The 15,266-nt window shown below is 33.9% G+C and carries 9 protein-coding genes and 1 pseudogene; 7 read left to right on the forward strand and 3 right to left on the reverse strand.

Annotation, left to right across the window (positions count from 1 at the left end; translation table 11 throughout):
• The 3 genes and pseudogenes from YW9_RS12665 to YW9_RS0107355 form a co-directional block, all read right to left on the reverse strand.
• Positions 1-4,558: pseudogene (locus YW9_RS12665) on the reverse strand (hypothetical protein); the annotation flags it as partial.
• 212 nt (positions 4,559-4,770) lie between these two features.
• Positions 4,771-5,259, reverse strand: coding sequence for a metallophosphoesterase family protein (locus YW9_RS0107350; RefSeq protein ID WP_018279535.1), 489 nt, complete (start codon positions 5,257-5,259; stop codon positions 4,771-4,773).
• A 67-nt stretch (positions 5,260-5,326) separates the two neighbouring features.
• Positions 5,327-6,691, reverse strand: coding sequence for an SLC13 family permease (locus YW9_RS0107355; RefSeq protein WP_018279536.1), 1,365 nt, complete (start codon positions 6,689-6,691; stop codon positions 5,327-5,329).
• Between the two features lie 183 nt (positions 6,692-6,874).
• Between YW9_RS0107355 and YW9_RS0107360 the strand changes: the two genes are divergently transcribed.
• From YW9_RS0107360 to YW9_RS0107390, 7 genes are all read left to right on the forward strand, one after another.
• Positions 6,875-8,206, forward strand: coding sequence for a UDP-glucose dehydrogenase family protein (locus tag YW9_RS0107360; RefSeq protein ID WP_018279537.1), 1,332 nt, complete (start codon positions 6,875-6,877; stop codon positions 8,204-8,206).
• Between the two features lie 41 nt (positions 8,207-8,247).
• Positions 8,248-9,111 carry an NAD-dependent epimerase/dehydratase family protein gene (locus tag YW9_RS0107365; protein ID WP_018279538.1) on the forward strand — a complete coding sequence of 288 codons (864 nt, stop codon included), beginning with the start codon at positions 8,248-8,250 and terminating at the stop codon, positions 9,109-9,111.
• Positions 9,112-9,425: 314 nt separating this feature from the next.
• Positions 9,426-10,736 (forward strand): phosphoenolpyruvate mutase, encoded by a 1,311-nt coding sequence (aepX, locus tag YW9_RS0107370; protein ID WP_018279539.1) that lies wholly within the window; start codon positions 9,426-9,428, stop codon positions 10,734-10,736.
• 2 nt (positions 10,737-10,738) lie between these two features.
• Entirely contained in the window at positions 10,739-11,878 is a 1,140-nt protein-coding gene (gene aepY / locus YW9_RS0107375; protein ID WP_018279540.1) for a phosphonopyruvate decarboxylase, read from the forward strand.
• Positions 11,875-13,002 (forward strand): phosphonoacetaldehyde reductase, encoded by a 1,128-nt coding sequence (locus YW9_RS12670; protein ID WP_018279541.1) that lies wholly within the window; start codon positions 11,875-11,877, stop codon positions 13,000-13,002. Before aepY ends, YW9_RS12670 begins: the two co-directional genes overlap by 4 nt.
• Before the next feature lie 4 nt (positions 13,003-13,006).
• Positions 13,007-14,281, forward strand: a complete 1,275-nt coding sequence (locus YW9_RS0107385) for an oligosaccharide flippase family protein (protein ID WP_018279542.1) — start codon at positions 13,007-13,009, stop codon at positions 14,279-14,281.
• Complete coding sequence (locus YW9_RS0107390) at positions 14,278-15,015, forward strand: LicD family protein (RefSeq protein WP_018279543.1); 738 nt, start codon at positions 14,278-14,280, stop codon at positions 15,013-15,015. Before YW9_RS0107385 ends, YW9_RS0107390 begins: the two co-directional genes overlap by 4 nt.
• Positions 15,016-15,266 lie beyond the last annotated feature (251 nt).

The following is a 15,266-nucleotide window of genomic DNA, read 5'->3' on the forward strand; positions in this document are numbered from 1 at the left end:
TTGCCTCTCTATCAGTAGCTTGAATATACGGATATACAACAAGATTGATGGCAGCCCAATCATCACAGAAACCATTGGCATTAAGTCGTGCAAAAATCGTTTCAGAATATGGATTTACATTCGTGTAAGAAGCTGGATTAGCAATAGCATTGGTCTGATTTTGAGCATCAACATAAGTAGGATAGAACGTAAAATTAACTCCAGCTTGTGTGGAAATAGCATTCTGAGCTTGGGTTAAATCAAAGGTTTGTAAACCATCGTTTGAATTATCATCACAGAGTGTCAGCGTTGTAGTTCGTGTGTTGGTAACAGGCTTCAAGAAAGCATCAAAATTGATAACCGACTGCGATGCACACCCAATACCTCCATTCGCCACAACTCGCACAAAAACACTATGACGACGCTGATTAGGTACAGAAGGATTAAGCTGAAAATCATCGTACGAAAACTTATATATTGTTGGCGTAGCTACTGCATTTGTTCCGTTTTGAGCATCAGCCAAAGTTGTATGATAAGTAAAAGTGTACAACAAATTCACATTGGGCTCTCCTGTAATTATTTGCGTTATGTATTGTGTTAAATCTTCTGTGAAAGTTCCTGATAAGTCAGTGTCACAACGATTTTGGAACACAGGATTTACTTTCGGCGAAGGATAAATTGACACCGCTAATCGCTTGATAACAAAGCAACCTGTGTCTTTGTTAACGAATTTCATCCATATTACCGATGTCGGAATCACGTAATAATTTGTAATATCGGAAGTAATAGGAATGTCATTAACTGCGTTAGAGTGCGACTCGTGATACGTAATATCATACATTGTTGTATCTGAGACCATTTTAGCAGGATATTCTGTCAGATTAATGTTTCCATTGAGCTGCCCATCAGCACAAAAAGCAATACTCGTATCAGAAACTGCCAATTGTGGGTATTCATTAAACGTTATTGACGAAACTGAATAACAATTCGTTGTATTATTTTCTGTCCGAACGTAAACAACCACAGGAAAACTTGTAATGGTGTAATTTGTTCCTATTTCATTACTTCCGCTCAATGCGTCATTTTCATTGGTAAAGAAACGGAAATTATCATCTAATGTTAACGTTCTTCCTACAATTTCATCTCTGTAAGCATTCAGATTTACAACTTCTGAGGTATCTCCTGACAGATTCCTACTACTATTATTACAGATTGTTTTGTTTAAATTTTGCACAACTGGCGAAGCTATTAAATCAAAATTAATATCTTTCACATAAAAACAATCTGTTCCAGCAGGTGTAATCCGAACCCAAGCCGTTAGATTTTGTGTAGCCTTTATAGTCGTTTGTGAGGCTGTTGCCGAGATAGCTTCTGCTTGTGAAAAATACAATGCAAAATCCATCGTATCATTAAGCGTTGTTGGATTATTCGCTACCAATTGGCCTTTTATTTCAGCAAGTGAAACATTTTCTTCTCCATTATTAGCAAAATCACAAATAGCAACACGATTATTTGTTATTTCGGGAAATGAAATAAGATTGACTTGCAAGGGCAATACTTTTATACAACCAGTAACCAAATCCAGTACTCTGACGTACACTGTAGTTGAAGCTGTGGTAAGTGTTATGGAAACAGTTTGCGTTGGATTATACATTCCAAGTAAAAAATTAGAATCGTTTGCATCAGCGGCTGCCTCATTGTTGAAAAAACTAATCGTTGAACTCGCATTGGCTCCACTTATAGATTTATTCAAATCCACCGATTCAGTTCCGTCATTGAGAATATCACAAACATTCAGCGTAGTTACCACAGGCAAGTCCACAGCTGTAGTGAAGCTAAATTGCAAATGAACAATAACAAAACAACCTTCTTTAAATTCCACTCGAGCGAAGACTGACATCTGTCCAGTACTTACCTGAGCCTGTGTTTCGTCTGTAATTGGATTGGTTGCAGTATGAGCGTCTGCTTCTGAATAATAATAACTTATCAATGTAGTTGCTGAACGTTGGTCTGCTGTAAGTTGAGCATCAATATCTGATTTGTAACGCACCAAATTAACCGCCTCTTGTTTATCATCATTAAAATCACATATCGTTTTTGAAACTATAGGAACGTTTATTTTTTCTAACAGAAAATGAAGGTCATACTCATAATGACAGCCTTCCAATGAAACCAAAGCATAAGCGGTAGTGGTTTGTGTTCCAACAACTTCAACGGATTCTGTTACAAGGCTTTCATTTCTTGGACTTGAAGCTAAATAAAGATTACGATTTACCTCTGTTAGAAAAAATCGCACTGACGGATTACTAAACGGATACAGCTCTTCAAGTATTTTACGATACTCTGGCACCAATTTCACTTCTTCTCTACCATTATTCAACACATCACAAATTGCAAATGTATTCTTTGGCAGTGTTCTTTTTTCGGAGGCATTTACTACAAAATCCAAAGAAGTTTCAGTGTTACTCGCTTTAATTATGTATTTTACATATACGTTTTTAGGCGTGTTATCTTCAGTAAGTTCATATCTTGTTGGATTGGTTATAAGAGAAGTCATCGCTGCATCATCATAAAATCCAACAATAGTAACAGAAGTAGCCGTAAGCCCCGCAGGAAGATAATGCGGAAAGTAATCTCTCTCTAAATTAACATTTAATGGAAAAGTAACATTACACAATGCTGGAGCTCCGACTCCACCACCTCCGCCACCATTACCGCCTCCGCCACCTCCTGGTGCTCCATCGCAATCCACATCAGCGGTGAGTTTCAGAGTAGTTCTCGACTCACAAAAGTTAGGATACTCAAGTTTTACGTAAAGTGTCGCATTCATCACAATTGCGGCATTGGTGGGGTCGGTAATTGGATTTGTGTAACTTGCATATCTATAAAAAGTAGCCTTAACATTATTCAAATTATAAGTTAAAGTACCTGAAACCATATTAGCTACATATTGTGTTAAATTATGATTAATAGCCTGTCCTTCCAAAACACCACATATCAAAGCCTCGTGCGGAGTAACCTCAACATAAGGTTTTAACAGCAAACGCACAGGAATTACGATTGCACACGATGCATCATTAAAATTACGATTCCATATTCGGACATAAATCGTTTTTTCTCTGCTCGGTAAGGAAACATTCAATTGATAATTACTTATTGCAACAATTGGATTCATATTGTTTTGTGCATCAGTTAAACTTTCAAAAAAAGCTCTGTTATGCAAATAGTTAACTCCTGAAATAGAAATATTATTCAAATTGATGTTTTCTCGCAAATCATTGCCAGTATCACAAAAATCAAATGGTGTTGTAGGAGTTGCTATGTTTGGGCGAATATTGGTTCGTAAGTTTATTCGTGATACAGCATAACAGATACCACTTCGTAAAGTACGAACGTAAACAACTTTATCTGTCGTAAATGAATAATTTTTAGGATTAGTTATAGGAAATTGATTATTATGTGCTTGTGATTCAGATTCGTGATATGAAAAAGTAAGTGTTGCATCATTATTGATAGCCGTCTGGAAAGCTGTCAAATCAACCGTTTGCGTTTCTCCTGAATTTAAACAATAAATCTGCTCTACATCTTTTGCTGTTGGAAAATCCGTTGAAAATGAAACTTGTACCACATCCGTCACTGTAACAGGCGAACACAGATTATACGTCACACGAACCTCATAACGAGTATTGATTGTTGGTGCTTGATTAATTGAATTTCCTGAACCTAAAAATGTTCCATTATCCGCATTGTACCATTGCACGTTGATGGTTGTAGTTCCTGATGGCACAAAACGCCAAGCCTCCTGTGAAGCTGACCAAATACCTGTATTTCTGTCTGGAGGCGAAACTCCTCGTGTTCCATCAGCGTTGATAATGCCAATAAGAGCCTGTTTTCGGAATTCAGAAATATTAGTAGCATCATTCTCAGGCTTATCCTTTATGTACACTTCAATGACGCCCGTAGTTTCATACAGAACAATTTGAGTTGTACTTTTTCGAAGGCTACCATACTGCGGAATATCATCATAATTGATAATAAACTGACGATAAGGAGCCGTTCCTTGCGTAAGTGTACGAACCTTATCCACATTTTGCAAATCGTGATAGACTCCAAAAATAGCATTTTTGGTAAGTCCCAAATTTGGATTTTGCCCTGCTATAGTATAAGGGCTATCTCCACTGCTATTTCCTGCTCCAAAGCTAACCACACCATTGTCGCTCACTACAACTTCCTGAAATTGATTTCCGTAGAAACAAAATTCAAAAGGAAGTGGCAAAACCTTACTAAAAACGTCGTCTTTTTTTCCCGAATTTCCTTCAATATTTATTATCGTTCCTGCCGAAAAAGAAGCAACAGGAGCGTATGTTATAGAAACCACATCATAACTTTGCGTTTGATGAATAGTAGGATAATTAGCTGTTAATGTGATACTTTTGTTAGGAGCAAAATTATAATCACAATTAATGTTAATATTAGAAACATTCCCATTATGGTCGGAAATGTTTACTGTAGGAGTAACTTGAGCCTGTGAGATACAAAAAACTGAAAAACTCAACAAAAAAGAAATAAGTAGTTTCATATTAGATTTTGTTATAATGCCCTCAAAAGTAGCGCATTATTTTGAAATATACAAAATTTTAGGAAACTATATGGATTGTTATTTCATTTCTGCTTAAGTCAGAAGTAAGAAAGTAAGAAAAATCAGACATTCAAAATTTGAAAAAGTCAAAAGTTAAAAATTAAAAAATATTAACTTTTACTTTAAGTTGTTTTTTACGATGAGATATGAAGCTATCTTTGAAATTCTATAATTTCGATATTTTTGATTTCCTTTTTATCAATTTCAAAGCGAATCATTGTTCGTACTTTTTGCCACCCGTGTTTGCCCACCGCCCCAGGATTTAAATGCAACAATTGATACTTCTTATCGTACATAACCTTTAGTATATGCGAATGCCCAGAAATGAATATTTTAGGCGTTTTCAATTCTATTTCTTTTTTTGCCAGAGGAGAATATTTATTAGGATACCCTCCTGTGTGAATCATCAAAACTTCTACATCTTCACAATAAAAACGATTTACTTCTGGAAACTCAGCCCTGATTTTCGCATCATCAATATTGCCATAAACTCCTCGTAAAGGCTTTATTTTTTTCAAAGTTTCAATCACTTCAATAGAACCGAAATCACCACAATGCCAAATTTCATCAACTTGCTGAGCGTGAGCAATAATTCTATCATCAATATATGAATGCGTATCGGAAAGAAGAAGAATTTTCATACAAAATATACAAAAAATGAGCAGTTAATAAACTATTTTATGCCTATTAACCACCCATTATTGATTATCAAAACCAGAATAAATATGCTATTACTGAAAGAAAAATTATACTTAATATATTCAGCACAAATCCTGCCCTTATCATATCTTTTTGCCCTACCATTCCCGTTCCGTATGCAATTGCGTTCGGAGGAGTTGCTACAGGAAGCATAAAAGCACAGGAAGCTCCCAAACCAATGAGCAAAGAAAGCCCTAACGGATTCATATTCAAAGCCTCAGCAATTGATATAAAAATAGGCACTAATAAAGCGGCACTGGCTGTATTTGAGGTAAATTCTGTAAGGAAAATTATGAATGCAGCAACAAGTAATCCTATCAGGAAGAAATGTTTACCTTCCACAAGGAACACAACAGCATCAACCATTGCTTTATTAGCTCCTGAATTGGTAAGGATAGCACTCAATGTAAGTCCCCCACCAAAAAGCATCAAAACTCCCCAATCGGTATTCTCTTGTATTTGCTTCCAACTTGCAACCCCTGACAAACAAACCAATACAGAAGCTGCTATCGCCACAACTGCATCAAAAGAGCCTATTTTATCAATTCCTAAAAAGTGTGAAATCAACTCATTTAGATATTCTCCCAAAATCCAACAAATAGCCGTCACTACAAAAATAGCAATAGTAACATATTGCTTTTTATTCAGCTTTTCTGTTTGAGCATTTGAATCTACTTTGATATTTAGCTTTGGTCTGAAAACAAAATACATAGTCAACAAGAATAAAGGCATCAATCCAGCCATTGCAGGAATTCCGTATTTCAACCAAGTTGAAAAAGTTAAATTCAGCTGTGAAGCTACAATGGCGTTTGGTGGCGAACCCACCAAAGTACCCATTCCTCCAATGCTTGAACTATAAGCAATCCCCAGAATTACAAACATATAAGTTCCTTTATTAGATTTGTAATCCAAATTTTTAAGCATTCCAATCCCAAGCGGAATCATCATTGCTGCAGTTGCCGTATTGCTAATTCCCATCGAAAGCAAAACCGTAACGGAAAGCAACAAAAAAATTGCCACTGCAAAGTTGCCCCTTGCCAACGAAATTACCTTATTGGCTATGTACTGGTCTAACCGCTGAACGCTCAACGCTGTTGCAATGGCAAAACCTCCAAAGAATAGAAAAATAGTAGGATTAGCAAAGGCTTGTAAGGCTGGTTTTGTTTGTTCAAGACCAAAAAATATTGCCAAAACAGGAATTAGTAATGCTGTAACCGTGATATGAATCACTTCAGTAAGCCACAAAATAGCTACTAACGCTAAGAGAGCCAATCCTTTATTTACCTTTTCTTCATAAGGAAGAAGATAATTCAACAACACTGCCAAAACTATTGCAAATACAATAATTATTGTTTTTCGAGTTTTCACTTGCATAAAAAATTTGAAAAAGAATTACCCCAACAAAATTAAATAAAAATTTTCTTTCCACAACTTTTCCTCTCCTTTTTTGTATCCTCTGGAAGAAAATCAAAAACCAATACTGAGATTAACGATTAAAAAATGTATCTTTGCAGAACGGAATAAAAAGTTGTATTTTTTTTAACATTCAAAACATAAATGAAAATAGCCGTAGTAGGAACAGGATATGTGGGATTGGTCTCTGGTACTTGCTTTGCCGAAGTGGGAAATCACGTAACTTGTGTTGATATAAATTCAGAGAAAATTGAAAAATTAAAAAAGGGTATCATTCCCATATACGAACCAGGACTTGAAGCGATGGTTGTGCGCAATGTGGCAAGTAAAAACTTAACTTTTACAACTAATTTAGCTCAAGCCATTGAAAATGTTGAGATTGTATTTATCGCTGTAGGAACCCCTATGGGAGATGATGGTTCCGCCGATTTACAATACGTTCTTTCCGTTGCTAAATCCATTGGCGAGTCAATACAGAAAAGGCTAATTGTAGTTAATAAATCTACTGTACCAGTAGGAACCGTAGACAAGATAAAAGCCACCATTTCAGAAATATTGAAAAGAAGAGGAGTTTCAATAGAATTTGATATTGTTTCCAATCCAGAATTTCTGAAAGAAGGAAAAGCCGTACAGGATTTTATGAAGCCTGACAGAGTGGTAATTGGTGCAGAAACTGATTACGCCCTCAATAAAATGAAAAGCCTTTACTCTTCATTTTTTTTACAACACGAACGTTTTATCACGATGGACGTACGTTCTGCCGAAATGACAAAATACGCCTCCAATGCGATGCTTGCAACAAAAATCTCATTTATGAATGAAATTGCCAACATCTGCGAACGTGTAGGAGCTGATGTAAATAAAGTACGATTGGGCGTTGGCTCAGACTCACGCATCGGATATAGTTTCATTTACCCTGGCTGTGGCTATGGCGGTTCTTGCTTTCCGAAAGATGTTCTGGCTCTAAAAAAATTATCAGAAGAGGTTGGCTATAATGCCGAACTCATCGCCTCGGTAGATAATGTAAATAATCGTCAGAAATACGTAATTGCTCAAAAAGTTATCCAAAAATATGGTGAAGACTTATTTGGAAAAACTTTCGCTATCTGGGGTTTATCTTTCAAACCTGAAACCGATGATATGCGTGAGGCTCCTGCAATTTACATCATTAGGGAACTTGTAAAAAGAGGAGCAAAAATCAGAGCTTACGACCCTAAAGCAACACACGAAGCACAGACATTTTACTTAAAAGATTTAGAAATCAGCTACTTTGAAAGCAAATATGAAGCCTTAAAAGGAGCCGACGCAATGCTTTTACTTACTGAATGGAAAGAATTTCGTTCGCCCGATTTTGACGAAATAGGCAAATTACTGAAAGAAAAAGTCATTTTTGATGGGAGAAACCAATACAATGCTTTTGACCTACCCAGCAAGGGCTTTCAGTATTTTCAAATAGGAGTAAATCACGTAAATTAGTACTATTAAAAGCTACAAAAAAGGATAGTTTAATAGAAAAAATGAGTAAAACCAAAAAAATATTAGTAACAGGAGGTGCGGGATTTGTAGGGTCAAATTTATGCGAGTCACTCGTAAAAAACACTGAAAATGAAGTATTTTCACTTGACAATTATTTTACAGGGAGTAGAGATAATCACGTCGCAGGTGTAACATATATTGAAGGAAGTACGGAATATATCTTTGAATTGATTAACTTTGCACCCGATTTGGTTTATCACTTAGGCGAATATTCTCGTGTAGAACAGAGTTTTGAAGACATTGACAAAGTTCTGTTATTCAACAAAGTAGGCACATCAAAAGTTTTAGAATTTTGCAGAAGACACAATTGCAAATTGGTTTATGCAGGTAGCAGTACAAAATTTGGAGATGGAGGTATTGGAAGAAATCAAAGTCCGTATGCTTGGTCAAAAGCCTCTAATACTGAACTAATTAAAAACTACGGAGAATGGTACGGACTAACATATGCCATCGTCTATTTTTACAATGTTTATGGTAAACGAGAAATCAGTGAAGGCAAATATGCCACGCTCATTGCCTTGTTTTCTGAAAAAATGAAAAAAGGCGAACCCTTAACAGTAGTTTCCCCTGGCACACAGCAACGGAATTTCACACACATTGACGATATTATTGAGGGCTTATTGTTAGTTGGAGAAAAAGGCTCAGGAGATGAATTTGGTATTGGAAATTCGGAAACTTACACCGTTCTTGAAATAGCGGGAATGTTTGGTGGTAAAATAGAGATGCTACCCGAACGAAAAGGCAACCGAATGGCATCAGACGTAATAACAGAAAAAACCGAATCTTTAGGTTGGAAAGCTAAGAAATGTGTGAAGGATTATATTAGGGAGGTGGTTAATAGATAGTTTAAAAATTGTAGTAGTATTAGATATTAAAAACATGGTTAATAGAAATGTGAAGTTGCAAAATAATAGTCGGAAAAACATTTTTAGAATGAAAGGGTTCCTTTCACCACACTTTGAAAAAATCGTCAAAATTTAAGAAAAAATACTAATTCAATTTATTTTTTACTAACATAGAGATTTTAGTATCTACAAAATATAGAAGTGAAAAAAATTAAGTTTTTCCAATTGTTCCATACTTCTATAAGCTTTAAATCTATAACATGGAAAATAAAACTAATGGTTCATAGAATTCTTATTATTAATCAATTGACTTTATGAAGGAAAAAATTGTGTATGTAGGTATGAGTGCAGATCTCGTTCATACAGGACATCTAAACATTATTAAAGAAGCTAAAAATTTAGGAAAAGTAATCGTTGGGGTTCTTACTGATGAAGCAATAGCTAGCTACAAAAGGCTTCCTTTTCTTGATTACGAACAACGTTCGGAAATTGTAATAAATCTGAAAGGCGTAGATGAAGTTATCCCTCAAACAACTTTAGATTACGTACCTAACCTTGAAAAACTAAGGCCAGATTATGTTGTACATGGAGATGATTGGAAAGAGGGTGTTCAAAAGCAAGTAAGACAAAAAGTTGTTGATAAGTTGTCTGAGTGGGGGGGAATTGTTGTTGACATCCCTTACACTGTCGGTGTTTCATCTACGAAGTTTAATCAGTATTTAAAAGAAATAGGAACAACACCAGATTTTAGAAGAGCAAGGCTTCGCAGACTTATAGACGCTAAGGATATTGTTCGTATTTGTGAATCTCATAGTGGATTGACAGGACTTATTGTTGAAAATGAAAGTGTCGAAGTTAATGGAGTTAAAAGAGAATTTGATGGAATGTGGTGCAGTAGCTTAACGGATTCTACTTCTAAGGGTAAACCTGACATTGAAGCAGTAGACCTAACAACTCGCTTACATGCTTTAAATGACTCCTTGGAGTGCACTACTAAGCCTATTATTTATGATGGTGATACAGGAGGAAAATTAGAGCATTTTGTATTCACTGTTAGAACATTAGAGAGACTTGGGGTTTCTGCTGTTATTATAGAGGACAAAATAGGATTAAAACAAAACTCCTTGTTTGGTACAGATGCTGTTCAAACGCAAGATTCAATAGAAAATTTTTGCCAAAAAATAAAAGCAGGAAAAAGGGCGCAGATTACACAAGATTTTATGATAATTTCTAGAATAGAAAGCTTTATTGCAGGAAAAGGATTAGAAGATGCACTGGAAAGAGCCTATGCATATGTTGGGGCTGGAACTGATGGAATAATGATACATAGTAAAGAAAAAAATGGAGAGGATATAAAAGAATTCTGTCAAGAGTTTCGAAAGAAATGTAATGCTATCCCCATAGTAGTTGTGCCTACAACTTTCAATCATATAAGAGAAGAAGAATTGATAAAATGGGGGGTAAATATTGTTATTTATGCAAATCATTTGTTACGTAGTGCTTACCCAGCTATGGTTAATACTGCGAAATCAATATTAACTAATGGCAGATCTTATGAAGCTAGTAGGGATTATTGTATGCCAATAAAGCAAATTTTAAATTTAATACCAAATAGTGATAGTTAATTATGATTTCTCCACAAAAATTTATATCCAAGATATATAAACAAGGCTCCTTTTTTTATGCAGGAGTTCCTGATTCTCTTTTAAAACATTTATGTGCTTGTATTACTTTTGATAAAACTTACCCAGAAGTTAGAAATATTATTACAGCTAATGAAGGAGGTGCAATGGGACTTGCTGCGGGCGTGTACTTAGCTACGAATGAAATACCTGTGGTATACTTACAAAATTCTGGATTAGGTAATATTGTGAATCCTCTTTTATCATTACACGATAAACAAGTATATTCAATACCTACACTTTTGATTATTGGATGGAGGGGTGAACCAGGTGTCAAAGATGAGCCTCAACACGTTAAGCAAGGTGAAGTGACACTTGAACTTCTGGACACAATGGGCATACCTTATTCGGTATTATCTAAAAATGAGTATGAGGCTTTCCTACAAATAGATAAGGCCTATGAGTTCATGAGAGATAACAATGCTCCTTATGCTATTGTGATCAAAAAAGATACTTTTAGTGATTTCATAACTTGTCAAGCAGAATCTAATAAACAACTTGGAGTAATTACCCGAGAGGAAGCTATAAAAGCAGTTGTTTCCAATGCTAATGAATCTGATGTTTTTATAGCTACTACTGGTATGATTTCGCGAGAACTCTATGAGATAAGAGAACAGTTTTCATCTTCTCAAGGAAAAGATTTTCTTAATGTTGGTTCTATGGGACATGTTTCCCAAATAGCTTTAGGAGTTGCTTTGGGTAAACCTAATCGTAGGATAATTTGCTTAGATGGAGATGGCTCGGTGTTGATGCATATGGGAGGGATGGGCATTATAGGAGATGTGTCGCCTAATAATCTCTTACATATAATGCTAAATAATGCCGCTCATGATTCTGTAGGAGGACAACCCACTATTGCAGATAAAATAGATTTCTGCAATATGGCTCTTTCGTTAGGTTATAAATCTGCTTTTTCTTTGGAAAAAATAGAGGACATTGAACTTTTTTTCAAGAATGAGACATATTCACTTCCTGTTTTTTTGGAAATTAAAGTAAAGAAAGGAGCTAGAAAAAATCTTGGTCGACCGAAATCTTCTCCTGTTGAAAATAAAAAACAATTTATACAGTTTTTGCAAGAAAGATGACTATTATAGAAAATAACTACATAGATATTCTTTGTGATGAATTAAAAAAAATAAAATCTAAAGAAATATTTATTGTATGCGGTAGAGGTTCTTTTTTAAGTTCTGGTCTTAAAGAAGACTTATGTCAGGTTTTTACGAAAGTGGGTATTCAAAAAACTTATTTTTTTTCAGATTTTTCTCCTAATCCACAGCACGATGATTTACAAAAAGGGCTTAGAGAATTATTGTTAATTAAACCAGATTGTATTATAGGAGCAGGAGGAGGGAGTGTTATGGATATGGCAAAATTATTGAGATTTTTCTATTCATATCAAGGAAATGTAGAAACTAATGGACCTTATTTTTTGAACAAATCGGAAAGAATTCTCCCTCTTATCTGTTTACCTTCAACCTCTGGTACAGGAGCTGAGGTTACACATTTTGCCGTATTATATAAGAATGGAATTAAATACTCAATAGCGGATTCAAGAGTGTTGCCAGATTTAGCCATAGTAGCTTCTAAATATACCTACAACAATGATGCATATTTAACAGCCTGTACAGGTTTTGACGCGTTATCACAAGCTATTGAATCTTTTTGGAATGTAAAATCAACTCCTACATCTGAAGAATTTGCGATAGAGGCGATAAAAAAAATATTTCACAATTTACCCAAATTAATACATAATCCAACAAAAGAATTAAGAGATCAAGTATCAGAGGGTTCTGTTTTAGCTGGAAAAGCAATAAACATTACGCAGACAACAGCACCTCATGCATATTCTTATTTCTTAACATCCGAATATGGGTATTCTCACGGACACGCAGTAGCTTTGTTTTTTCCTTATTTTTTCAAATGGAATTCGGAAGCATTAAAGTATTACAAAGAACCTAAAAAAAAGCATGTTTATAAGAATAAAATAGATAAACTTTTAGCCTATTTGGGAGTTGAAAATAGGGATAAAGAATATTTTTTTATTGAATACATAGAATCATTAGGCATATCTGTAAATTTAGGTAAAAATACTAATATTGACAACATAGTTTCAGCGGTAAATCATACTCGTTTGCAAAATAATCCTATGGATATAAATACAAATTCTTTAAAGGAGTATTTGAAAGAAATGATTAAAAAAAGTTTTTAGAAAAATGTGCTGTAAGGAGATTAAAAAAAAAAATAATGAGGTAAAGATTGTCATAAAGAATAATCGTCTTCTTTTGTCTAATATTTCTTATCTAGGTGTATTCCAAATATTGCTAGCACTTGTCCCTTTATTAACATATCCTTACTTGATTAGAGTTGTAGGGGAGTATAACTACGGACTAGTAGCCTATGCTCAAGCGATATCTGCTATACTTGTGATTATTGTAAACTTTGGTATAAATATATACGCAACGAAAGATGTAGCTGAAAATAGAGATACTCCAGAAAAATTAAATAAAATAATTTCTACAGTTTATTTGCTTAAAGGGACTATTTTTTTTATTGTTGGTTTTTTTTACTTATCTACTATATTCATTTTTGATTTTTTTTCTGAGAATAAGTTTTTATTTGCATTAGTTTATGGATACTGTTTGTCAGAATGGCTACTTCCTGTATGGTACTTCCAAGGAATAGAAAAGATGAGATACATGGTAGTCATTGATTCTGTTTCGAAGATATTTTTTACTTTTTTAATTTTTATATTGATAACTTCAGAGACAGACTTTATAAGAATCCCTATATTACAAATTTTAGGGAATTTAGTGGGAGCCTTGATAGCATTTTATCTCCTTTTTTATAAAGAAAAACGAACTGTAATAAGAGTAAACTATAGAGATCTAATAAAATATCTTAAAACTTCGTTTCCCTTTTTCTTATCTCGATTATCGGTAGTAGGTATCGCACAATTGACAACCATATTTATCGGAAGAACCTTGGGGTATATAGAAGTTTCATGGTATGATTTAGCAAAAAAAATCTGGGGAGTATTCATGCTACCAGCTAATGTTATTAATACTGCTATTTATCCTCGGATAGCCTATACTAAAAGTGTAAAGATGGTTCATTTAGCTTTTAATTTTTTATTTATTGGTTCGATCGTTTTGTATATTGTTTTGTTACTTTTTACGCCTTTTGTAGTGAAAATACTTGGTGGAGAACAAATGCTCCTTGCTGTTCCTTCAGTACGATTCTACGGGATTATGATAATACTATGTTATTTAACTTATTTTTTAGGTTCTTGTGTAATGATTCCTTTTGGTTTTCAAAAACAATTTAATCTTAGTGTTATTTATTCTTTTTTTTTATTTAGCATATTAATATTAATTTTGTACTTACTATCTATAAAAAACTTATATGGTTTTATTTCCGTGATATTATTTTCGGAATTAGCTATATTGTTATACAGATTAAAATATTCATATCAATACATTAAACGATGAATACTTATCAAAAAATTAGAGTATATGTTTCTAAATACTTAAAAAATAATAATTCATTTTTTGGAAAAAATGTACGACTTTTTTTAAGTAAAAAACGTGAAAAACAACGTAAAAAACAAAATGAATTGTTTAAAAAAGTTCACTTTGAACTCTTATCTTCGTTTTCAGCCGCTATGAAAGAGTTAGAATTGCCTTATTGGTTAGATTTTGGAACTCTTTTAGGTTTGATACGAGATGGTAGCTATATAGAACATGATACAGATACCGATTTTGGAATGTTTTTAAAAGATTATTCTCCTTTAATTGTTTCTGTGTTGGAAAAATATGGATTTAAAAAAATAAAAGAATTTCAAATTGATGGGGGAAAATACGGTCGTGAGATAGTTTTTTCTTATAAAGGTATTCATGCAGATATATTTTTCTATTCAATTGATGAACAAACAAATGAAATGTATACACATATTAGTTTTGTACCAGAGTCCTTTCACTTTTATGAAATGCAAGAACGTTTTGGAGGTTTACGACCTATTGAGATAAAACAACCATACATGAACCCAAAATTCATTGACTACAAAGGAATTATAATTTCCATTCCTGAAAAAGAGGATGAATATTTACAATCCTGCTATGGGCCACAGTACATGATAAAGGATCCAAATTATAGATACGAATCATTTAAGTCAACAAATAGAAGAATATTGGAAAATAAAGTTTCTGTACTAATAGAGAAATAGAAAATATATCAAAATAGAACTTAAAAGGACATATGAAATATTAAACCTGTCTAAACTTTTTTGAAGGAAAAGTAAAAGTTCCAAGAATTTTTAGCATTTTTGTTTTGCATAACAAAATGAAAATCAAGGAACTTTGAGCAAAGATATAATAAAAAAATGGATTATTTCCCATTTGAGTATCGGAAAAAGAGGATTTAAAACAAAATTTGATTTATCATTAATTTTTCTTCTGATAGTCAAACGATTAAAAA

This window comes from Capnocytophaga cynodegmi DSM 19736 (assembly GCF_000379185.1).
In the GTDB taxonomy this organism is placed as follows: domain Bacteria; phylum Bacteroidota; class Bacteroidia; order Flavobacteriales; family Flavobacteriaceae; genus Capnocytophaga; species Capnocytophaga cynodegmi.